The sequence below is a fragment of the Glutamicibacter sp. TV12E genome (assembly GCF_052441935.1).
In the GTDB taxonomy this organism is placed as follows: Bacteria; Actinomycetota; Actinomycetes; order Actinomycetales; family Micrococcaceae; genus Glutamicibacter.
The window spans coordinates 2,437,627-2,457,452 of the sequence record NZ_JBQVVF010000001.1; the positions used below are offsets into that span (position 1 = coordinate 2,437,627).

Sequence of the window (19,826 nt, forward strand, 5' to 3'; positions counted from 1 at the left end):
ACTAGCTGTTACGTCCACTATTGCGTCGGCGGGCATGGTCATCGATAAGCCAGAACTGGATATCGGTCAACGGGTTGCCTTCGTCATCCTGGGAATGGCGGATCCATTCGCCGTCGGAATTCAGGTGCCAAGAGGCCGTGGAGCCGGCCATGTAGAGCTCAAGCTGATTGGTCAGGTCCTCAACGTCTTCTGGGTTGCGCAGGGAGACCAAAGCCTCGACTCGGCGGTCCAAATTGCGGTGCATCATGTCGGCCGAACCGATGTAGACCAGCGGGTCTCCGGCGTTGGCAAACATGAAGACGCGGCTGTGCTCCAAGAAGCGGCCCAGGATGGAACGCACTTCGATGTTTTCGCTCAAACCCGGAACACCTGGGCGCAGGGCGCAGATGCCGCGAACAATCACTTCAACTTTGACACCTGCCTGGCTGGCCCGGTACAGCGAATCGATAATCGCTTCATCAACGATGGAGTTCACCTTGATGACCACCTTGGCCTCAAGGCCCGACTTTGCGTTGGCGATTTCCTTTTCGATGTGTGCCAGCAAGCCGGTGCGCACCGAGCGCGGGGCCACGAGCAAACGGCTGTAGGTGGAGCGCGGAGCATACCCGGAAAGCTGGTTGAAGAGCTTGGACACGTCTTCGCCGACCGCGTCGTCACAAGTGAGCAACCCGAAGTCTTCGTAGTAGCGAGCGGTGCGCGGGTGGTAGTTGCCGGTGCCGATGTGGCAGTAGCGCCGCAGCTTGTCCCCTTCGCGGCGCACCACGAGGGACAACTTGGAGTGGGTCTTGAGGCCCACGATGCCATATACGACGTGGACGCCGGCCTGTTCTAGCTTCCTCGCCCAGGAAATATTCGCCTGCTCGTCAAAACGGGCCTTAATTTCCACCAGGGCCAAAACCTGCTTGCCAGCTTCGGCAGCGTCAATCAAAGCATCGACGATGGGTGAATCGCCACTAGTGCGGTACAAGGTCTGCTTGATCGCCATGACTTTCGGGTCGGCAGCAGCCTGCTCCAAGAACGCCTGAACGCTGGTGGAGAAGGAATCATACGGGTGGTGCAACAAGATGTCGCGCCGGCGAACGGCGGCAAATACGTTGGCTGCCTTGGCCGTTTCCGATTCGTTCAAGTGCCGCGAAGTGTGGCCCATGTGCTTCGTGTAATGCAATTCGGCACGGTCCAGCGAAGCGATGACGCCGAGTCCACGCAGATCCAGCGGGGCTGGCAGCTTGAAGACTTCGTCTTCTTCGACCGCCAATTCCCGGGTTAGCAACTCCATGATTTCCGGGTTGATGTCATCGGCAACCTCAAGTCGCACCGGTGGGCCGAAGCGGCGGCGCAACAGCTCCTTCTCCAGAGCCTGGAGCAGGTTTTCCGCGTCGTCTTCTTCGACTTCCAGATCCTCGTTACGGGTGACGCGGAAGAAATGGTGTTCAACGATTTCCATGCCCGGGAAGAGCAGCTCAAGGTGCACTGCGATAAGCGCCTCAAGGGGAATGAAACGCGCGGTGCGATGCGATGAATGGGCGGCACGGGTGCCGTCAATGCTGATCAGGCGCGCGATGGTGTCCGGAACCTTCAGTCGGGCAAAGAGCTGCTTGCCAGTCAGCGGGTTGCGGACGACCACGGCAAGATTCAGTGACAAGCCCGAGATATAGGGGAAAGGGTGTGCCGGGTCAACGGCCAGTGGGGTGAGCACCGGGAAGACCTGGGAGACGAACCACTTGGAGAGCACGTCTCGTTCGCTTGCCGAGAGATCTTCCCAGGTAGTGATGCGGATGCCCTGCTCAGCCAAATCCGGAGTGACCGAATCGGAGAATACTTTTGCGTGCCGCGTTTGCAGCGCGTGGGCGGAGGACAGCAGCAGCTCAAGCTGGTCAACCGGATTCATGCCATTGGCCGCGGGCACTGCGAGCCCTGCGGCAATGCGGCGCTTGAGGCCGGCGACGCGAACCATGAAGAATTCATCGAGGTTCGAGGCAAAGATGGACAAGAAGTTCACGCGCTCCAGGAGCGGCAGTGTCGTGTCTTCGGCCAGTTCCAGCACGCGGGCATTAAAGTGCAGCCAGCTCAGTTCGCGATCGAGAAAACGCTCGTTGTGGAATTCGCCCGCGGGGTGCAAGTCCGGAAGTGATTCAGCTGGCTCAATTCTGTCTTCGTTGACTTTCGAAGAGGGAACATCGCGTAAGTGAGAAGTAGTTTCCTGGGGGGAGCTAGTCATCTGCTGAACTCATTTCTTCCTGCGAGTAGATGTCAAAACACCTCGTGAGAGCGGTCCTGCTGGTACACGAAACCGCTGGTACTACTAGTCTATCGGTTGCGGACCGTACATAATGTCGGCGTCCCATAGTGTGAAGCCCAGCGACCGGTACAGCTTGACGGCGGGTTCGTTTTCGGCATCAACGTAGAGGATGACGGCGTCGACTCCGAGCTCCAGCAGGTAGTTGATGCCGGCAATGGTCAAAGACCGGCCCAATCCCATGCCCTGTGCCTCGGGGACAACGCCGACGACATAAACTTCGCCGGTAGGGCGAATGGCATCGCCGGAGGCAGGGTGGAGCTTGGTCCAGTGGTATGCTAAGAGGTTCTGCTCAGCATCGAAGGCAAGGAAGAAGCCGGAAGGATCAAACCAATCCTCGGCCATGCGGGCGTCAAGATCTGAAAGGGTCAGCGAACCCTGCTCGGGATGATGGGCGAAGGCCTTTGAGTTTGCGTCGAGCCAGGTGGGCTCGTCTTCACCGACACGGAAGGTGCGAACGGTAAAGCGGCGATCAGCCGGTGGCTCTTCAACAAAATCGGTGCCTTCGCGGCGCATGCGGTAGAGCTCGCGTACTCGGCTCAGGCCAATCTTGGCTGCCAGCTTTTTGGCTGCTTCATGGTCTCCGTGAGCCCATGCTTGAACCGTGGCCAGGTCCACCAGCTCGTTGAGCTTGGTCAGCAAGGCGCGGCCAATACCTGACTGGCGGTGTTCGGGATGCACCACAAGTTCCATCACCCATGGCTGATCTTGTGCTTCACGCACCAGAACGGCAACGCCTGCGAGAACTGCCTCGGCGCCCTCTCCGACTTCGGCGAGCAACGTGGTGATGTTTTCACCGGATTCATCCGCTGCCAGGGCAACCAGCGTCTGGTCGCTCAGCGGAGGGTTGCCATCGACGTCCTGGGCATCTGAAGCGAGCTGGCGCACATCGCTCAGGGTGCGTTCATCTAGTTCAGCGGTCACGTGTTGAACGGATACTGTGGTCTGTGGCAGTTCACTCATGTCATTCACGATAGTGGGTGAAGGTTTGAACTCGCCACAAAATGGCTGAAAGTTATGATTCGGTGTGGAAACGGTAGCCTACGTTACGCACAGTTCCGATGAGTTGTTCGTGATCAGTGCCCAGTTTTGCGCGCAGACGACGGACGTGAACATCCACGGTTCGAGTGCCACCGTAGTAGTCGTAACCCCAAACTTCATGCAGCAATTGTTCGCGAGTGAATACCCGTCCTGGGAACTGAGCGAGGTACTTCAGGAGCTCGAATTCCTTGTACGTCAGATCCAGCATGCGGTTATCGATGCGAGCGGTATAGCTCAGCTCATCGATGCGCAGACCCGAGGTGTTCTCGGCTGGTTCCGGAGCTGGCGCAGTGTTGGGAATGGTTGCGAGCATCAAGCGGATGCGGGCATCCAATTCAGCCGGGATGGCCGACGGCAACAGGAAATCGGCTGCATGCCATTCAGAATTCAAGATGCCCAAGGCGCCCTCACTGACGACCAGCAGGAGCGGCAAATTCAGATTCGCGTGAAGTATCTGTGCCAGCGATCGCGCTGGAATCAGATCCGTGCGTGCATCCAAGATGACGGCGTCACATTCTGGAACTTGGCTCAGCGATTCAGTGCTTGCAGGGAGAAAAGAAATTTCATGCAGTAGTAATTCGAGTGCCGGAAGAACTTCGGCCGCATTTTCGGCATGATTGCTAAGTAGCAGTAGGTGGGCCAATAGGTCGTCCTCCTGCCAATTGGTTGCGAATAAATCATCTTTACGTGTCACAGTATAAGGAATGAATCCGTTGAATCATGCATGTGAACACGCAGATGCAGACACATTACCGTCAGGAAACATAGATTGAGAATCAAAGTTTTATTGTGTGGGCTCATCGCTGTTGCCCTATTGACCTTGGCATCCAGCCTGTCTTCACTGACGTGGCCCATGGGCGCGGTCACCGCAATATTACAGCTGGTTTTTGCCTACACCTGGCCGCGCATGGTCCGCTCCGATGCGCCGTGGCCCATCACCATAATTCTTGCGTTGTGCTCGCTAGCTGCCACCGCCGCAACAATTTTCATGCCCGGCGCCTCGGTGATGTCACATAGCGTTGAAGCCATTGCGGTCGGCGTGCTTTTGGTGTTCATCAGCCAGGTGTTGCGTGGAGCAGAAGCCGAAGGCCGCCTCGCAGGCGTCGTGTCTGGTGTTACTGGCATGGTCCTGGCCGTCTTGGGCTCAGCGTGGGCTGCCAGCGCGCTGGTTGGCTATGGATTTGGGCTCACCGTCGTCACCGTCATTTCACTGCTTGGGGCTGGCGCAGTCGTTGTCACCCGATTGCCGAATCGGATCACGATGCTGCTGGCGCCATTGGTGGCCGTGGCTCTGGGCGCTGCCGCCAGTGCGCTTCCCATAGATATCCAGTGGTTCCAAGGTGCTGTGATGGGCCTGCTGGCTGGGCTGCTCGTCGGTTCATTGCGAGCACTCGCGTTGGCGAGCAAGAGCGTGCGCAATGTCAGCGGGATTCTTGGCCTGTCGTGCGGAATCATCCTGCTCAGTGGTGCTGCCAGCTGGTACGCCATGGAGGTCCTGGCGTTCATATAGCGCAACATCGTGCGGGGTATGTCACGCGTGTCGAAGTTATGCTTCGTGTCGCGCTAAGATGAAGCCATGAATGAAAATTATCTTGCACTCGAAATTTTCTTCCAGGCACTTGTCGTGATCGCCGGTCTAGGCATGGCGGGCTTCGCAGGCTTGGTAGTAAAGCGCCTCTTCCAAGGTCAGAAGTAAAAGCAGCGCACACAATAACGTGTGCGCTGCTTTTCATTTCACCACTGACGAATAGGAGCGAGTAGTCCATGGCATTTGATCTCCCTACGGACCTCACCCCGGAACTAGTACCTTTCGCATGGCTCATTGGCACTTGGGAAGGTGCTGGCCGGCTTGGCGAAGGCGAAGCCGAGGACGGGTACTTTTGGCAGCAAGTCACTTTCCGTGACGTTGGCGGCCCATATCTTGAATACCGCAGCGAATCGTGGCTCACCGAAGCCGACGGAACCAAGCTGCGGATTCTTGCCGTTGAAAACGGCTTCTGGTCCCTGGATCGCCAGCAGCAAGATGCTGACGCTGGCCCAGGAATGACCCCAGGCGACATCTTCCCGGTACTGCGTTCAGCCGATGACGTGCAGAAGCTGCACACCGATGAAGGCTTCAAGATCCAAGCGCACATCGTGCATCCTGGAGGTCTCTCCGAGCTCTACTATGGGCTGATTGATGGCCCGCGCATCCAGCTGGCCACCGAAGGCCTTCTGCGCAGCAAGAACGCCAAACCCTATGCATCATCTACCCGCATCTACGGGCTGGTCAACGGCGAGCTGTTCTGGCGTTGGGATGTATCCCAGGGCAACCTGGATCTGCAGGCCCACGCCTCTGCGGCCCTCAAGCGCGTAGCCGCCGAAGATTCGGTGAACTAGCCATGGGCACTGGATACCAGTCCGTTCTCCTGCAGCGCGACGGCGCCGTAGAAGCAGGTGGCGTCGATGCCGGAGTGGCAGCACATTATGGTGCTCCCACGCGTGAAGCTCGCAAGCTGGCCGAAGGCAAAGCTATCGCCGATCTGAGCCATTTTGATGTGCTTGAGATCCGTGGCGAAGACCGTCGAAGCTGGCTCGATACCCTCAGCAGCCAGCGTATTAATAACCTGGAGCCGGGTCAGAGCACCCAGACGCTGCTGCTCTCGATCCAGGGCCGTATTGAGCACGAGATGAAGGTGCTGGCCGACCAGGACCGGTTGATTCTCATAGCTGAACCTGGCGCGGGTGCCGCGCTGGAGCAGTTCTTGAACTCCATGCGTTTCATGCTGCGTGTTGAGGTCAATAACCTTTCCCGTACCCATGGCGTCCTGGCGGCTACCCGGCCGATTCCGGGCACCGAGGCGCCGGTGTGGACTGACCCGTGGCCGGGTGTCGCTCCGGGAGGGTGGGCCTACTCTCGCGAGGACCATCCGGGCAAGGAACGGCCTTGGCTGTTGCATGTGGTGGCTATCGATGAGCTGGCGTCAGCGGCAGCTGACGAGGATCTGGCCGGCATGATGGCGGTTGAGGCTCTGCGAATTGCCGCCTGGGAGCCACGCTTCGGCGCGGAAATCGACGACAAGACCATCCCGCATGAGCTGGATTGGTTGCGCACCGCTGTGCACCTGGAAAAGGGCTGCTACAAGGGCCAGGAAACGATTGCCCGCGTGCACAACATCGGGCATCCGCCGCGCCGTGTCGTATTCTTGGACCTTGACGGTTCGATGCACACCCTGCCGTCCACCGGGGCAGAGGTCAAGGTGGGGGAGCGCATCGTCGGACGCGTCACCTCGGCCGCGTTGCACTATGAGGCAGGGCCGATTGCCCTGGCAGTGATCAAGCGCAACGTGGATCCAGAAACGGTTCTGTCTGTTGTCGACGGCGAGACCAGCTACCCGGCGTCGCAGGATGTCATCGTGACTCCTGACGCTGGCCAGGTGGCAGGACGCTTTACCGGATTCCTCCGCACCCCGCCACAGGGCTAGGAATCGCGCCAAACTGCAGAAGGCTGGAATAAGCTGCACATACGAAGATGGCCGGGAATGCTAAGCATTCCCGGCCATCTTCGTATGCCTGCCAGACCTCGGTATTAACCGAAGAGGACTGCGGCTTCCTCGTAGCGGTCCATTGGAACGCGCTTGAGGTTATTCAAAGCGGCCCGCAACGGCACGCGCAGGACCTTGGTGCCGTGCAGGGCAACCATGGTGCCCCAAGCGGTTTCGTTCACGGAGTCCACGGCGGCCATGCCCAACCGCGTAGCCAATACACGGTCGAATGCGGTTGGCACGCCACCGCGCTGGATATGTCCAAGAACCGTGGCGCGAGTTTCGATTCCGGTGCGCTCTTCGATGACCGGGGCGAGCATTTCGCCAATGCCGCCCAAGCGTGCACGGCCAAAGGTATCCACGCCTCGAACCGAGAAGGCTTCTTCCATGCCTTCGGGAACAAAACCTTCGGCAACCACTACCAACGGTGCACGACCGCGCTCATGCGCTTCGGTAACCCACTGGCAGATCTGTTCCATCGGCGTGGACACTTCAGGAATCAGCACTGCGTGAGCGCCCGAAGCCATGCCAGCGTGCAAGGCAATCCAGCCAACGTGGCGGCCCATCACTTCGGCAACCATGCAGCGGTGGTGCGAGTCGCCGGTGGTGCGCAGGCGGTCTATTGCTTCAACCGCAATCTGGTTGGCCGTGTCGAAACCGAAAGTGTAGTCGGTAGCGTCCAAGTCGTTGTCGATGGTTTTTGGGACACCGACAATAGGCAGTCCCTCGGCGCACAAGCGTTGTGCCCCGGCCAAGGTGCCTTCGCCGCCAATTGCGATCAGGGCGTCAATGTTGTTGTCCTTGAGCACGCGGGAGATATTCTCTGCCCCGCCTAGCTCGCCTTCAAAGGCATTGGTGCGCGAGGTTCCCAAGATGGTGCCGCCCTGCTTGGCGATGCCTCGGACAGCGGTGCGAGGCAGGTCAAAGAAGTCGCCTTCTTTGACACCGCGCCAGCCGTCGCGGAAGCCAACGAATTCGTAGTCGTAGCTTTTGATGCCGTTCAGAACGGCTCCTCGGATGACGGCATTCAAGCCCGGGCAGTCTCCGCCCGAGGTCATGATTCCAACGCGCATTGGGCCTCGCTTCGTAAACTTGGAAAGCCTTGTGCAACTGGTTCGACGCTATTGCATGGCAACGGCACTAGAGCAACAAGGAATTCCGTTCGGATGTCAATTAATATCCGCGCGTCATTGAGCATCAATTCTGCATGACAGTCTACGTGCTTAATGCCACAAGGGCGAGTTGCACGTCACCGAAGTGACCGCATCTCGCCCTGTTGCTCAAGCTGCCGTCATGAATTCCGCGAAACACTGCGGAAATCTAGAGGTCCTAAAACTTACGCAGCCAGTTCTGCAAAATGATGCTGTTGTCCTGAGCCGGGATCAGAAGCCAAGCGACGATGTAGGCACCGATTCCGAAGACCGGCAGCAAGAAGGAAAGCAGCAGTGCGATGCGGACGATGGTGACATCCCAGCTGAACTTGTCGGCGATGCCGCCGGCGACACCGCCAGCAAGGCGGGAAGGCCCGCGGCGAAGTGGCATTGAACGAAGGGAATTGAAAAATTTGTCCATGGTGAATCTCCTTTGAAGTGGATGAGTTTGAAAAGCTAGAGGCTAGGGTCGCTTGGCGCGGGAATTTCCGTTTCGCGTTGACGGCGTTTGCCGGCTGCGGACAGTCCCGAAATGATCATTGCCACGCCAGCAAAGGCGACAACGATGATCAGGAACAATGGCATGTCAAAGCTCCAGTGGAAGAATGTCCGGCTCAGTGTTGCGACCGCGACCACAATCAGGATCAGTCCGAAGACCAAGGTTCCGGTGGGAAACTTTTTAGGTTGCAGGGAATCGTTGCCCATGGTTGCTCAGTCCTTAGAATTCCGGGTTGATGACGGTGGGTGTAGCCGTGGTGGCCACCTCGGTACCGAAGGACGAGAACAACCCGTCAACTTCGATGGTCAGCAGCGGTGCGTCCTCATCTAATTGGCGTTGATCCTGCGGCAGTTCAAGATCCATCTGGGAGTTGAAGACGCCATCCGAAATCACCTTCACTGGTACGTTCGGTGGGAGCTTCAAATCCAATCGGGAGAACACCGAATCAACTTCCACGGTAGTTGGCGTGCTGATCGAGTCAAGGTAGGTCAGATCAATGGTGGAGCGGCTGAAAACTGCGCTGTACTCATTGCCGCCGGGTTCCGAACGAACCGCCTGACGCGCCTCGGTGCCAAACGAGGAACCGGAGAAGACCAGAGTCAGCACCAGCAAGGGAATGCCCAAGCCCAGAAGCCCGCCGCTGGTGCGCCGCACCAGGGATGCGAAGATGACGAAGAGCCCGGTGATCAGCAAACCGGCGGCTAGTGCTACGCCCCAACCGGCACCGGGTAAATCGATGATGTGAAGGTAGTCAGCGCAGAGCACCGCGGCGATCGCCAGAATGCTCAAGCCTACTGCAGTCGTGGATAGCCACCCTGGGATCGGTTCAGCAGCTTGCGCTTTGCGAGCAGCCTTGCCCTTGAATGAATCATGGTTGTAAGGCCGGGTGTATTTGGGATCAGGAGCATACGCATAGTCGTAACCGCTGGTCTGTTGCTGTGGATCCGGGTTGCCGTTAGCCACGGTTTCCTCCTGATCGATATGGTTCGCGCTGGTCGGCTGCGTGCTGGGCGGGGCGCTGCTGCTAAAGGTGAACGCATCCTTGCGCCAAGGCATTTCCATCGCGGTGGTGTGAGGCGAGGCAGCGGGTGGTGCTTGCTCCTTGGCAGGCTTAGCCGGCCGTTGCCTCTCGAACTTTGTATTCTTCCGGCTGAAAATGATGAAAAGAACAGCGGCAACGATTGCCACCGGCCACAAGACAGGAGCTACTGAATCCAGAATCCACTGTGCAGGAAAGATTCCCAAGGCCACCAGAACCACCGCACCGGTCATGCCGCTGGTCCAGTCCTTGTCGATTGCTCGTTCCAAGTGGATGCGGCCTTGTTGGTCAGGCAACAGTGCCCAGGCCAAGCCGTAGAGAATGAGCCCCAGGCCACCGAAGAAGCTGAGCACGACGACGATGCCGCGCGCCAGAATCACATCGATCTTGAAATAATCTGCTATTCCTGTGGCGACACCACCGAGCCACCGCGACTCTTTGCGGATAATTGGTGATTTGCCCAGCTGGCTGAAAAAGCCCCGACGCCCAGACTCCGAATTGTTCATAGCTCCATGATCTCGTGTTCCTGCCGGGCACCGCTATGAGGGGATACCCTGAACTTCACCTAGGGGTGCCCCTAGATGTGGTGATCAAACACCAAAAATCGGTCATAACGTGCTTGACTTAGAACTATGGAAAGCCCTGAACGAAGTCTCTTGGTGCGCAGCGAGCATCGCATGATCGCTGGCGTCAGTGGCGGACTGGCAGCCCATCTGGGAATTCCACTGAATTACGTCCGGCTGGGGTTTATCGCCTTGACCGCCTGTGGCGGTATCGGAATCCTGCTCTACGCGTGGCTTTGGGTCTTTGTCCCAAGCGTGGAAGAAACACAGGCCGATGAAATCAGGTCCTGGGGGACAAGAAGGCGAAGCCTTGCCGAGGAGATGAACAGGGTCCAGCAGGGCTTGTTCCGCTCCCGGGAAGGATGGGAGAAGAATTCCTCCTGGCGTGAACTTCTGATCGGCTGCGGGCTGCTGGTGCTGGCCGTGCTGGCTTTGGCCCAGTGGGCAGGATGGAATATCCGCTGGGATCTGATCTGGCCTTCGCTGGGAATCATTGCCGGAATACTCTTGGCATGGCTGCAACTGGACGAACAGGTCACCAGGCCTGGCAGAAAGAAATCGGCGCCGCTTCTGATCCGGCTTGGCCTTGGTTTGTTGCTGGTCATCGGTGGCTTGCTCGCCATCCTCAGTGGTTCCGTTGGCGCTGCAGATCTGCTGGGCGGGATGTGGGCCGCGATAGCCATTATCGTCGGTGCAGTGGTCGTCTTGCTTCCATGGGGGACTAGGCTTTGGCGGGATTTCCTGGCTGAAAGAAGTTCCAGGCAGGCATCCGCACAACGCGCGGAGTTCGCAGCCCACTTGCACGATTCGGTCTTGCAGACCTTGGCCGTCATCCAAAAGCGCAGTGATGACCCCGCCGCAGTGCGGACCTTGGCCCGCATCCAGGAACGCGAGTTGCGCCAGTGGCTTTACGGCAACCAGGACCTGGACGATGAAGACGTTGTGGTCGAGGTGCAACACGAAGCCAGCGACATCGAACAATTGCTGCTGCGCGATGTTGAAGTCATCGCCGTGGGAAACGCCCAAGGCTTCGAAGGGCAGCAGGCGCTGGTCGCGGCTACCAGGGAAGCAATGATGAATGCGGCCAAGCACGCGCCGGGCAAGATCTCCGTGTACATCGAGTGCTCCGAGACGGCCGTTGAAGTCTTTGTCCGCGACCGCGGCGAGGGCTTTGACTTCGGCGAGATTCCCGAGGACCGCCATGGAGTGCGGGAGTCGATTATTGGACGCATGCAGCGTGCTGGTGGCAAGGCCACGATACGCAGCAGCGAAACCGGAACCGAGATCCGGCTGAGCATGCCTAGGAACACTACGCAGGAAGAACCACATTCATGAGCACCGAAAACAGCACCCAAAGCTATCGTGTAGTCCTTGTAGACGATCACGCGATTTTTCGCTCCGGCCTGAAAGCGGACCTCGCCAATGACATGCAAATTGTTGGGGAGGCAGGAAGCGTTGAGGAAGCCATCGCGGTGATTACCGAGCAAAAGCCTGATGTGGTGTTGCTTGATGTCCACCTGCCTGGCGGCCGGGCTGGAGGAGGCGCCGAAGTCCTGAAGAATTGCACCCAGCTGCTGGGGACAACGAAGTTCCTGGCGCTGAGTGTTTCTGATGCAGCCCAAGATGTGGTCACGGTGATCCGCGCCGGTGCGCGCGGCTATGTCACCAAGAGCATTTCGGGTGAGGAGATTTCTGATGCGGTGCGTCGTGTGGCTGCTGGCGACGCGGTCTTTTCGCCGCGCCTGGCCGGTTTTGTGCTTGATGCATTTGGCAGCAGTAGCACAGTATCGGCAGTCGATGAAGAACTGGATCTGCTCTCGGACCGCGAATTGCAGGTCATGCGCTTGATCGCCCGCGGCTACAGCTACAAGGAAGTGGCTACGGAATTGTTCATCTCGGTGAAAACCGTGGAGTCCCACGTATCGAATGTCCTGCGCAAGCTCCAGCTATCCAACCGGCATGAACTCACCCGCTGGGCCGTGGACCGCAAGATCCTTTAATCGCGGCTGGGCAAAAAACTGCCGGTGGCCCAAGGAACTCCTTGGGCCACCGGCAGTCTGAATTGATACTGCGCCTACTTGGCTTCGCCGAGCAATTTGGCGATGCGTGCTACCCCTTCAGCGAGATCGGCATCCCCCAGCGCGTAGGACATGCGGATGTAGCCCGATGGGCCAAAGGCTTCGCCTGGGACAACGGCGACCTCGGCCTGCTCCAGGATGAAGGCGGCCAATTCGGCGCTGGTGTTGTTGACGACGCCACGGATTTCACGACCGAGCAGTCCTCGAACGTCCGAGTACGCGTAGAACGCGCCTTCCGGAGTTGGGCAGTGCAGGCCGTCAATGGCGTTCAGGCCCTCGACGATGGCCAGACGGCGGCGGTTGAAAGCGGTCTTCATTTCATTGACAGCATCCAATGGGCCGGAGACGGCAGCCAGCGCGGCACGCTGGGAAACGTTGGCAACGTTCGAGGTGGCGTGCGACTGCAGGTTGGTGGCGGCCTTGATGACGTCGGCTGGGCCGGCCATCCATCCAACGCGCCAACCGGTCATGGCGTAGGTCTTGGCGACGCCGTTGAGGATGACGACGCGATCTTCCAGCTCCGGGGCCAGGGTGGCGATGGAGCTGAAGCTGGCATCTCCGTATGTCAGGTGCTCGTAGATTTCGTCGGTGACAACCCACAGGCCCTTGGAAGCTGCCCACTGGCCGATCTCGCGAACCTGCTCTGGCGAGTACACGGCGCCCGTAGGGTTCGACGGCGAAACGAATAGCAGCACCTTGGTGCGATCGGTCAGCACGGACTCGAGCTGCTCAACAGTGACCTTGTAGCCCTGTTCCGGACCGGCGAAGATCGAGACGGCCTTGCCGCCGGCCAACTGAATAGCTTCAGGGTAGGTGGTCCAGTATGGAGCTGGAACAATGACCTCGTCGCCTGGATCGAGCAAGGTGGCGAAGGTGTTGTACACGGCCTGCTTGCCGCCATTGGTCACCAGGACCTGGGATGCGGAGATCTCATAGCCGGAGTCGCGCAGGGTCTTTTCCGCAATGGCTTCGCGCAGCTCTGGAAGGCCAGCAGCAGGGGAGTAGCGGTGGTTCTTCGGATCTGTTGCAGCTTTGAGCGCAGCTTCAACAATGTAGCCAGGCGTTGGGAAGTCAGGTTCACCGGCACCGAACCCGATGACTGGGCGTCCAGCGGCTTTCAGGGCCTTGGCCTTGGCGTCGACGGCGAGGGTTGCGGATTCGGAGATTGCGCCGATGCGGCGAGAAATTCGAGACATGTGAGAATTCGTCCTGAAGTCTATGGGGTCAGCTGTTGTTTCCCAGTTTAGATCCCTGAACCCCAGATCAATCGACCATGAGTGAAAATGACATCAACGCGGATCAATGGGCGCTGATCTATGCGTTCTGCGCCACACCATGGGTTGTCAGTTCGACATTTGCGATTTCGTTGCGTAAAGTTATTTCTCGTTGCCGAGACATCGCAACGGAACAAGCTCGATGCTTTTATCCGCTAAGATGATCTAGGTGGGAGCGAGAAAAGCTCCGAAGGGTAGTGGCGCAATTGGTAGCGCAGCGGTCTCCAAAACCGCAGGTTGCAGGTTCGAGTCCTGTCTGCCCTGCGCAGTAGCGATTTTGTCGCTCAGCGAATTACTCACGTCACGGTGTGTTGTGGTCGGTCAGGCTACGACGCACCGTGATTGTTTCAACTGGCCAAAAAAATTGAAACGAGGAAGAACGTGACCGAATCTGCTCTCAACTCTGGAAAGAGTAAGCAGAAGAAGGGCTTTTTTGCCCAAATCATGCTGTTTTTCCGTCAGGTAATCGCGGAACTTAAAAAGGTAGTCACCCCGACCCGTAGCGAATTGCTCAATTACTTCTTGGTAGTTGTCGGATTTGTTGTCGTGGTGATGCTGATCGTGACAGCCCTGGATTTCGTCTTTGGGCAAGGTTCGATCCTCCTGTTCACTAAACAGGTAGAACAGTAAGTTTAGTTGCCTCGGAGGTATAATCGCCCCCGAGGCAATTTCAGTGTCATTCAGTCAAAGAAAGCAGGAGCTGCAGTGTCCGACAAGGAACTCGAACCGCAGATTAATGACGAGGTCGAAAACGAGTTCGTTGAAGCCGACAGCGATCAGGTAGATGCAGCCGCTGAGGTTGATATCGACTCGACCGAAGCCCCAGCCGCAGATGCTGAAGATGCCCAGGTTGCTGAAGTTGAATCTGAAGAAGATTCTCAGGTCGCTGAATCTGACGTAGAGGTCGAAGAAACCGACGCCGAGGAATCCGGCGAAGACAAGGTTGCTCGCCTCAAGGAAGAATTCCGTTCGAAGCTGCGCCGCCTGCCTGGTGACTGGTTTGTCATCCACACCTACGCCGGTTACGAAAACCGCGTCAAGGTGAACCTGGAAACCCGTATCCAGACCCAGGACATGGAAGAGTTCATCTACGACATCCAGGTGCCGATGGAAGAAGTCGTTGAGGTCAAGAACACCCAGCGCAAGATCGTCCGCCGCGTGCGCATCCCGGGCTACGTCCTGGTTCGCATGGAGCTCACCGACGCTTCGTGGGGTGTTGTTCGACACACTCCAGGCGTCACCGGTTTCGTTGGAAACGCCCACGATCCCAACCCGCTGAACCTCGACGAAGTGTTCTCCATGCTTGAGCACACCGTGGTCGACCCAGTAGAGCAGCCATCGGCGTCCAAGCCTGGCCGTGCTCCAATCACTGAGGTCACTGTGGACTTCGAGGTTGGCGAATCGGTTATCGTCAACGATGGTCCATTCGAAACGATGCCGGCCACGATCTCGGAAATCAAGCTGGATGCAGCTCAGCTGGTGGTACTGGTTTCGATCTTCGAACGCGAAACCCCAGTGACCCTGAACTTCAACCAGGTCACCAAGATCCAGTAGTATTAAGTCTTCGTGCCCCATATCGGTCGCTTATCGATGTGAGGGCGCGTTTGGCTGTCGCGCCACGATAGCCAGATCCCCGTGCCACGCTCCTGTGCCGCGGGAAACGCAAGAGTAAGAAGGACCCGACATGGCCCCAAAGAAAAAGGTCACCGGACTCATCAAGCTGCAGATCCAAGCAGGCGCTGCTAACCCAGCTCCGCCAATTGGTCCAGCCCTTGGTCAGCACGGCGTCAACATCATGGAATTCTGCAAGGCTTACAACGCAGCGACCGAGTCGCAGCGCGGTAACGTGATTCCAGTTGAAATCACCGTCTACGAAGACCGTTCGTTCACTTTCATCACCAAGACTCCTCCTGCAGCAGAGCTGATCAAGAAGGCTGCTGGCATTGCAAAGGGTTCGGGCACTCCTCAGTCCCTGAAGGTTGCAAACCTGACCCAGGCACAGGTTGAGGAAATCGCCACCTCCAAGATGGCTGACCTGAACGCAAACGATCTGGCTGCCGCAGCCAAGATCATCGCCGGTACCGCTCGCTCCATGGGTGTGACCGTAGAAGGCTAGTTCCGCCTTCCGCTGTTCACCTGGTGAAGAGCAACAAAGAATTTAATCTAAGGCGAAACGATCAGCTGATCGATTCGCCCGTGGCAGGACCGCGCGCGGTCCATATGACCACGACTGCATAAGGAGAAAACGCAGATGGCAAAGCGCAGCAAAGCATACGTAGCCGCCGCGGCTAAGATCGATGCCGACAACAACGTCTACGCTCCGGCCCAGGCAATTGCCCTGGCCAAGGAGACCGCAGGCGAGAAGACCAACTCGACCGTTGAGGTTGCTTTCCGCTTGGGTGTTGACCCACGCAAGGCCGACCAGATGGTCCGCGGTACCGTCAACCTTCCACACGGCACCGGCAAGACCGCCCGCGTGGTTGTTTTCGCTAACGGCGACAAGGCAGAAGCAGCTCGCGAAGCTGGCGCCGACTTCGTTGGCTCGGACGACCTGATCGAAAAGATCCAGGGCGGCTGGGTTGACTTCGACGCAGCAGTTGCTACCCCTGACCTGATGGGCAAGGTTGGCCGCTTGGGTAAGGTACTGGGTCCTCGTAACCTGATGCCAAACCCTAAGACCGGTACCGTAACCATGGATGTTGCCAAGGCAGTTACCGACATCAAGGGCGGCAAGATCGACTTCCGCGTCGACAAGCACTCGAACCTGCACTTCATCATTGGCAAGGTTTCGTTCGACCAGAAGCAGCTGACCGAGAACTACGCAGCAGCTCTTGAAGAGGTATTGCGCCTGAAGCCTTCGGCTTCGAAGGGCCGCTACATCTCGAAGGCCACCCTCGCAACCACCTTCGGTCCAGGCATCCCTGTTGACCCGAACGTGACCCGCGTCGAGGCCTAAGCCTAGTAGCTTAATCAATTGAGGGAGCATGCCGATTACCGGCATGCTCCCTCAGTATTTAACCGGCGATTCCAACCTGTTCCGCGAGGCCCGTGTGCGGATAGGAAACCATAATTGCCGGTGATAGGCTTGGATTGCCGAGTAATTCGGACATCTGTGTATGGATCCCCCAAGGCTATACACCGATGAGGCTTAGAAGTTCCCCAAGCTTCTAGGTCCGACGGGACTTATTGCCCGTGTTCCCCAAGCGCAGGCAAATAAGTCCCGTCACCCCAAACCACATCTAAGTGATTAGTATCATGATCCTGGGTCCAGCTTCGATTTGCTGTGCCTCGCTCATCTGGCTTAGACTGGAACTACCGAAGACCGTCGGTTGAACAATTGGATTCCCAATGTTCCTAAAGGTCCGCAAGGACAACCAACGCAGGTTACATAGATTTGCTTTAACTTGAATGAGTTGAACTGCCCTGTGCTCCTGCGCGGGGCTATTTTTATGGCCTCGCCGGTTTTGAAACGGTACCGAACAAATCCCCGGAAGGAGTGTTATGGCAACCCCGAGCAAGACTGCAGCGATTGAAGAAATCACTGCGGACTTTAACGAAGCAACCGCGGCTGTCTTGACCGAATACCGTGGGCTTACCGTTGCACAGCTCAAGGATCTGCGCCGCTCGCTTGGTCAGGAGACCAAGTACGCAGTTGTAAAGAACACCTTGACCGCAATCGCAGCTAAGAACGCTGGCATCGATGCATTCGATGAGCAGCTTTCCGGCCCAACTGCTATCGCCTTCGTAAAGGGCGATGCTGTTGCTGCTGCTAAGAGCCTCACGGAATTCGCCAAGACCAACGACAAGCTGGTTATCAAGACCGGCTGGTTCGAAGGCAAGGCGCTGGACCAGAGCGGCATCGCTGCACTGGCCGCACTGGAATCCCGCGAAACCCAGCTCGCTCGCGTTGCTGCAGTACTGCAGGCTCCGGCCTCCGCTGCTGCTCGCGTCGTCGAAGCGCTGCGTGCAAAGCTCGAAGAGGACAACGGTGGCGCTGCTGCCGAGGAAGCTCCGGCAGAAGCCTAAGCTTTCGCGATCTCTCGCAACGTAATCCCAAATTCATTAGGCCCCCGGGCCAAAACCGAAAGGACGCCGACCATGGCGAAGCTCAGCAACGAAGAGCTGCTTTCCGCATTCAAGGAAATGACCATCATCGAGCTTTCCGAGTTCGTTAAGGAATTCGAAGAGACCTTCGACGTAACCGCTGCTGCTGTTGCAGTTGCCGGTCCTGCTGCTGGCGGCGAAGCTGCTGCAGAAGAGAAGACCGAATTCGACGTTGTCCTCGAATCGGCTGGCGACAAGAAGATCGCAGTGATCAAGGAAGTTCGCGCAATCACTTCCCTGGGCCTGAAGGAAGCCAAGGAGCTCGTTGACAGCGCTCCAAAGGCTCTGCTTGAGGGTGTTGCAAAGGACGCTGCCGAGAAGGCTAAGGAAGCTCTGGAAGCTGCCGGCGCTACCGTCACCGTTAAGTAAGTACCGCGGTCACTCGCAACTTATTGCCAAGGGGTCCACAGGCGAATGCCTGTGGGCCCCTTGGCCGTTAACTGGTACTTTCATCTGAATTGTTTTATAACGTTTCTATTAACAGCGTTTATTCAAGTTCAATGTATATGATAATTAGGTGTCGAATTCTCTAGCTCCCCGGACCCACGCAACTGCGCCGAGACTTGGTCTATTAGATGCACTGCGTATCACCGCTGCTCTGATAGTGGTGTTCTACCACTACACGGCTTGGGGACATGATCACTGGGGGACCAACGCTCCGGAATTCTGGCCTGTGCTCTCTGAATTCACCCGGTACGGCCAATTGGGAGTGCAGCTTTTCTTCCTGATTTCAGGTTTCGTGATCCTGATGTCCTTGCAGGGCAAAAACGTCATCGGATTCATCGGATCACGAGTCGGAAGGCTATATCCAGCCTATTGGCTGGCCGTCATTGCCGCCGCAGTGCTGTCATTGAAAATCTGGCCAGCGGGCAACGAGGGGCGAACCGCCAGCGACATCTTGCCGAACCTGACGATGATGCAGTCGGCCTTCAACATCCAGGACCTAGATGGCGTCTACTGGACGCTGTGGGTTGAGCTGCGCTTTTATATACTGCTCGGCCTGCTGCTGGCCCTGGGGCTGGTCAAGAACAAGCACATTATGTGGTTGTGCGCGTTGTGGCCGGCCATTGGCCTCTATCTTCACTTCACCCAGCTGGATAAGGTTCAGGACTGGTTCGCCGGCCAATATGCCGCCCTTTTCGCCGCCGGCATGATGATGTACTTGATCTATCAGAACGGCCACACGCTCCTGCGCTGGCTGCTGCTGATTTTTGATACCGCAATCGCCGCATTCTTCACCGGAATCAAGGGCCGCTTCGATGCTGGCTATCTTTCCGGACTCGACGTTCCAGCATGGCACTTCCAAGTGCTCGCGGTAGCTTGCGTAGCCATTCTGGCGGTATGCACGTTGACTCCTCTCAAGCACATCCAGGCACGATGGATGGCCGTTGCTGGTTCGCTGACTTTCCCGCTATATCTTTTCCACCAGCTGTGGGGCTGGTGGATCATCGAAGAACTTCACGGCATCATGAACAAGTACGTGCTGCTCTTCGGATTGATTGTGTTCATGCTCGGCTGGGCGTACTTGGTAGCGCGATTCGTCGAGGGGCCAGTTGGCTTGCCATTGCGCAACGCCACGATCAAGACGCTGAACGTCACCTCCGAATGGGTCAAGAGGGCGCTGAGCCGTCCAGCGCTATCTATTCCGGAGCCGAAATATCAGCAATCGTGGCATCAAACCCGGTAACCAGATCCTGCGGGTGAACCAGCAGCCCGTGGCCACGGTCGCCGCTGCCCAGCCCGATATGCTCAGGTAACGGCTCCTCGAAAACGCTGGCATCGATGTACACCGGAAGTACCGAATGCGAGCCGAAGGGGGTAATGGTTCCGCTTTCGTAGTGCGTGACATCCCATGCAACGCCCGAATCAGGCAGCGAGAGCTTGTTGACGCCCAGCTGGCTGCGCAATTTTGCCCAGTCCAGTTTGCGGCCTCCGGGAATCAATGCGAAAACGAAGGTGTCATCAGATTTCTTGATCACCAGGGACTTCAACAGGTGGGCGGGCTTGATTCCCAAGGCCTCGGCAGCCTCCTCCAAGGACTTCACCTTGTCGCGCGGTACCAGTTCAATGGGGATGTTTCGGCGGGAAGCGTCGAGCGTTACTCGGGTCAATGCTTCGTCGGACTGCAACTTGTTCATTGGATCTCCTGAGCGTCGATGTTTGCCCCAGCATAGTCATTAGCTCGTGAAGATTCCATGACGCGCGGGTGCATGTGCCGACGAGTTTCGGCCATCTGCCCACCGGACAGGGCGCGGGA

At 57.6% G+C, this 19,826-nt stretch carries 21 protein-coding genes and 1 tRNA gene; 13 read left to right on the forward strand and 9 right to left on the reverse strand.

The window, feature by feature from the left end; genetic code table 11:
* Position 1 precedes the first annotated feature (1 nt).
* The 3 genes from ACT7DV_RS11430 to ACT7DV_RS11440 all read right to left on the reverse strand — a co-directional run bounded on the left by ACT7DV_RS11430 (position 2) and on the right by ACT7DV_RS11440 (position 4,031).
* Positions 2-2,218 (reverse strand): RNA degradosome polyphosphate kinase, encoded by a 2,217-nt coding sequence (locus ACT7DV_RS11430; protein WP_444662674.1) that lies wholly within the window; start codon positions 2,216-2,218, stop codon positions 2-4.
* An 84-nt stretch (positions 2,219-2,302) separates the two neighbouring features.
* Positions 2,303-3,259 carry a mycothiol synthase gene (gene mshD / locus ACT7DV_RS11435; protein WP_444662676.1) on the reverse strand — a complete coding sequence of 319 codons (957 nt, stop codon included), beginning with the start codon at positions 3,257-3,259 and terminating at the stop codon, positions 2,303-2,305.
* A gap of 52 nt (positions 3,260-3,311) precedes the next feature.
* Positions 3,312-4,031: a winged helix-turn-helix domain-containing protein gene (locus ACT7DV_RS11440; RefSeq protein WP_444662677.1), complete on the reverse strand. Its 720-nt coding sequence runs from the start codon at positions 4,029-4,031 to the stop codon at positions 3,312-3,314.
* Between the two features lie 75 nt (positions 4,032-4,106).
* Between ACT7DV_RS11440 and ACT7DV_RS11445 the strand changes: the two genes are divergently transcribed.
* From ACT7DV_RS11445 to ygfZ, 3 genes are all read left to right on the forward strand, one after another.
* Positions 4,107-4,847, forward strand: a complete 741-nt coding sequence (locus ACT7DV_RS11445; RefSeq protein ID WP_444662678.1) for a hypothetical protein — start codon at positions 4,107-4,109, stop codon at positions 4,845-4,847.
* 254 nt (positions 4,848-5,101) lie between these two features.
* Entirely contained in the window at positions 5,102-5,716 is a 615-nt protein-coding gene (locus ACT7DV_RS11450; protein ID WP_060702243.1) for an FABP family protein, read from the forward strand.
* Positions 5,717-5,718: 2 nt separating this feature from the next.
* Positions 5,719-6,801 carry a CAF17-like 4Fe-4S cluster assembly/insertion protein YgfZ gene (gene ygfZ / locus ACT7DV_RS11455; RefSeq protein WP_444662680.1) on the forward strand — a complete coding sequence of 361 codons (1,083 nt, stop codon included), beginning with the start codon at positions 5,719-5,721 and terminating at the stop codon, positions 6,799-6,801.
* A gap of 104 nt (positions 6,802-6,905) precedes the next feature.
* Here ygfZ and ACT7DV_RS11460 read toward each other — a convergent pair whose 3' ends face one another.
* The 4 genes from ACT7DV_RS11460 to ACT7DV_RS11475 all read right to left on the reverse strand — a co-directional run bounded on the left by ACT7DV_RS11460 (position 6,906) and on the right by ACT7DV_RS11475 (position 10,056).
* The gene (locus ACT7DV_RS11460) at positions 6,906-7,934 is read right to left on the reverse strand and encodes a 6-phosphofructokinase (protein WP_444662681.1); all 1,029 of its coding nucleotides are present in this window, start codon (positions 7,932-7,934) and stop codon (positions 6,906-6,908) included.
* Positions 7,935-8,190: 256 nt separating this feature from the next.
* A complete protein-coding gene (locus ACT7DV_RS11465; RefSeq protein ID WP_444662682.1) occupies positions 8,191-8,433 on the reverse strand; it encodes a PspC domain-containing protein in 243 nt (80 codons plus the stop codon).
* 35 nt (positions 8,434-8,468) lie between these two features.
* Positions 8,469-8,717, reverse strand: a complete 249-nt coding sequence (locus ACT7DV_RS11470) for a hypothetical protein (protein ID WP_444662684.1) — start codon at positions 8,715-8,717, stop codon at positions 8,469-8,471.
* A 13-nt stretch (positions 8,718-8,730) separates the two neighbouring features.
* Positions 8,731-10,056: a PspC domain-containing protein gene (locus tag ACT7DV_RS11475; protein ID WP_444662685.1), complete on the reverse strand. Its 1,326-nt coding sequence runs from the start codon at positions 10,054-10,056 to the stop codon at positions 8,731-8,733.
* A gap of 126 nt (positions 10,057-10,182) precedes the next feature.
* Between ACT7DV_RS11475 and ACT7DV_RS11480 the strand changes: the two genes are divergently transcribed.
* Together ACT7DV_RS11480 and ACT7DV_RS11485 are read left to right on the forward strand one after the other, a co-directional pair.
* The gene (locus ACT7DV_RS11480; protein ID WP_444662687.1) at positions 10,183-11,448 is read left to right on the forward strand and encodes an ATP-binding protein; all 1,266 of its coding nucleotides are present in this window, start codon (positions 10,183-10,185) and stop codon (positions 11,446-11,448) included.
* Positions 11,445-12,113, forward strand: a complete 669-nt coding sequence (locus ACT7DV_RS11485; RefSeq protein WP_444662689.1) for a LuxR C-terminal-related transcriptional regulator — start codon at positions 11,445-11,447, stop codon at positions 12,111-12,113. Before ACT7DV_RS11480 ends, ACT7DV_RS11485 begins: the two co-directional genes overlap by 4 nt.
* Positions 12,114-12,187: 74 nt before the next feature.
* On the opposite strand, the gene ACT7DV_RS11490 is transcribed toward ACT7DV_RS11485, so the two are convergent.
* Positions 12,188-13,387, reverse strand: coding sequence for a pyridoxal phosphate-dependent aminotransferase (locus tag ACT7DV_RS11490; RefSeq protein ID WP_060702236.1), 1,200 nt, complete (start codon positions 13,385-13,387; stop codon positions 12,188-12,190).
* A gap of 269 nt (positions 13,388-13,656) precedes the next feature.
* On the opposite strand from ACT7DV_RS11490, the gene ACT7DV_RS11495 reads away from it, so the two are divergent.
* The 8 genes from ACT7DV_RS11495 to ACT7DV_RS11530 all read left to right on the forward strand — a co-directional run bounded on the left by ACT7DV_RS11495 (position 13,657) and on the right by ACT7DV_RS11530 (position 19,256).
* Positions 13,657-13,729, forward strand: a tRNA-Trp gene (locus tag ACT7DV_RS11495).
* A 117-nt stretch (positions 13,730-13,846) separates the two neighbouring features.
* A complete protein-coding gene (gene secE / locus ACT7DV_RS11500) occupies positions 13,847-14,095 on the forward strand; it encodes a preprotein translocase subunit SecE (protein ID WP_060702235.1) in 249 nt (82 codons plus the stop codon).
* A 75-nt stretch (positions 14,096-14,170) separates the two neighbouring features.
* Positions 14,171-15,019 carry a transcription termination/antitermination protein NusG gene (nusG, locus tag ACT7DV_RS11505; RefSeq protein WP_444662691.1) on the forward strand — a complete coding sequence of 283 codons (849 nt, stop codon included), beginning with the start codon at positions 14,171-14,173 and terminating at the stop codon, positions 15,017-15,019.
* Positions 15,020-15,149: 130 nt separating this feature from the next.
* Positions 15,150-15,581 carry a 50S ribosomal protein L11 gene (gene rplK, locus ACT7DV_RS11510; RefSeq protein WP_060702233.1) on the forward strand — a complete coding sequence of 144 codons (432 nt, stop codon included), beginning with the start codon at positions 15,150-15,152 and terminating at the stop codon, positions 15,579-15,581.
* A 135-nt stretch (positions 15,582-15,716) separates the two neighbouring features.
* The gene (gene rplA, locus ACT7DV_RS11515) at positions 15,717-16,421 is read left to right on the forward strand and encodes a 50S ribosomal protein L1 (protein WP_060702232.1); all 705 of its coding nucleotides are present in this window, start codon (positions 15,717-15,719) and stop codon (positions 16,419-16,421) included.
* A 545-nt stretch (positions 16,422-16,966) separates the two neighbouring features.
* The gene (gene rplJ / locus ACT7DV_RS11520; RefSeq protein ID WP_444662694.1) at positions 16,967-17,491 is read left to right on the forward strand and encodes a 50S ribosomal protein L10; all 525 of its coding nucleotides are present in this window, start codon (positions 16,967-16,969) and stop codon (positions 17,489-17,491) included.
* Between the two features lie 72 nt (positions 17,492-17,563).
* The gene (rplL, locus tag ACT7DV_RS11525) at positions 17,564-17,938 is read left to right on the forward strand and encodes a 50S ribosomal protein L7/L12 (protein WP_060702230.1); all 375 of its coding nucleotides are present in this window, start codon (positions 17,564-17,566) and stop codon (positions 17,936-17,938) included.
* 148 nt (positions 17,939-18,086) lie between these two features.
* Positions 18,087-19,256: an acyltransferase family protein gene (locus ACT7DV_RS11530; RefSeq protein ID WP_444662696.1), complete on the forward strand. Its 1,170-nt coding sequence runs from the start codon at positions 18,087-18,089 to the stop codon at positions 19,254-19,256.
* On the opposite strand, the gene ACT7DV_RS11535 is transcribed toward ACT7DV_RS11530, so the two are convergent.
* A complete protein-coding gene (locus ACT7DV_RS11535; protein ID WP_444662698.1) occupies positions 19,210-19,707 on the reverse strand; it encodes an aminoacyl-tRNA deacylase in 498 nt (165 codons plus the stop codon). The genes ACT7DV_RS11530 and ACT7DV_RS11535 overlap by 47 nt on opposite strands.
* Between the last annotated feature and the right edge of the window lie 119 nt (positions 19,708-19,826).

Bases quoted from the DNA above. Each gene is read 5' to 3' on its own strand.
- rplA (WP_060702232.1), top strand. From the start codon at position 15,717: ATGGCAAAGCGCAGCAAAGCATACGTAGCCGCCGCGGCTAAGATCGAT.
- ACT7DV_RS11450 (WP_060702243.1), top strand. From the start codon at position 5,102: ATGGCATTTGATCTCCCTACGGACCTCACCCCGGAACTAGTACCTTTC.
- ACT7DV_RS11535 (WP_444662698.1), bottom strand. From the start codon at position 19,707: ATGAACAAGTTGCAGTCCGACGAAGCATTGACCCGAGTAACGCTCGAC.
- ACT7DV_RS11465 (WP_444662682.1), bottom strand. From the start codon at position 8,433: ATGGACAAATTTTTCAATTCCCTTCGTTCAATGCCACTTCGCCGCGGG.
- ACT7DV_RS11475 (WP_444662685.1), bottom strand. From the start codon at position 10,056: ATGAACAATTCGGAGTCTGGGCGTCGGGGCTTTTTCAGCCAGCTGGGC.
- ACT7DV_RS11470 (WP_444662684.1), bottom strand. From the start codon at position 8,717: ATGGGCAACGATTCCCTGCAACCTAAAAAGTTTCCCACCGGAACCTTG.
- ACT7DV_RS11490 (WP_060702236.1), bottom strand. From the start codon at position 13,387: ATGTCTCGAATTTCTCGCCGCATCGGCGCAATCTCCGAATCCGCAACC.
- ACT7DV_RS11430 (WP_444662674.1), bottom strand. From the start codon at position 2,218: ATGACTAGCTCCCCCCAGGAAACTACTTCTCACTTACGCGATGTTCCC.
- rplL (WP_060702230.1), top strand. From the start codon at position 17,564: ATGGCGAAGCTCAGCAACGAAGAGCTGCTTTCCGCATTCAAGGAAATG.
- ygfZ (WP_444662680.1), top strand. From the start codon at position 5,719: ATGGGCACTGGATACCAGTCCGTTCTCCTGCAGCGCGACGGCGCCGTA.
- ACT7DV_RS11460 (WP_444662681.1), bottom strand. From the start codon at position 7,934: ATGCGCGTTGGAATCATGACCTCGGGCGGAGACTGCCCGGGCTTGAAT.
- rplJ (WP_444662694.1), top strand. From the start codon at position 16,967: ATGGCAACCCCGAGCAAGACTGCAGCGATTGAAGAAATCACTGCGGAC.
- ACT7DV_RS11485 (WP_444662689.1), top strand. From the start codon at position 11,445: ATGAGCACCGAAAACAGCACCCAAAGCTATCGTGTAGTCCTTGTAGAC.
- mshD (WP_444662676.1), bottom strand. From the start codon at position 3,259: ATGAGTGAACTGCCACAGACCACAGTATCCGTTCAACACGTGACCGCT.
- rplK (WP_060702233.1), top strand. From the start codon at position 15,150: ATGGCCCCAAAGAAAAAGGTCACCGGACTCATCAAGCTGCAGATCCAA.
- ACT7DV_RS11480 (WP_444662687.1), top strand. From the start codon at position 10,183: ATGGAAAGCCCTGAACGAAGTCTCTTGGTGCGCAGCGAGCATCGCATG.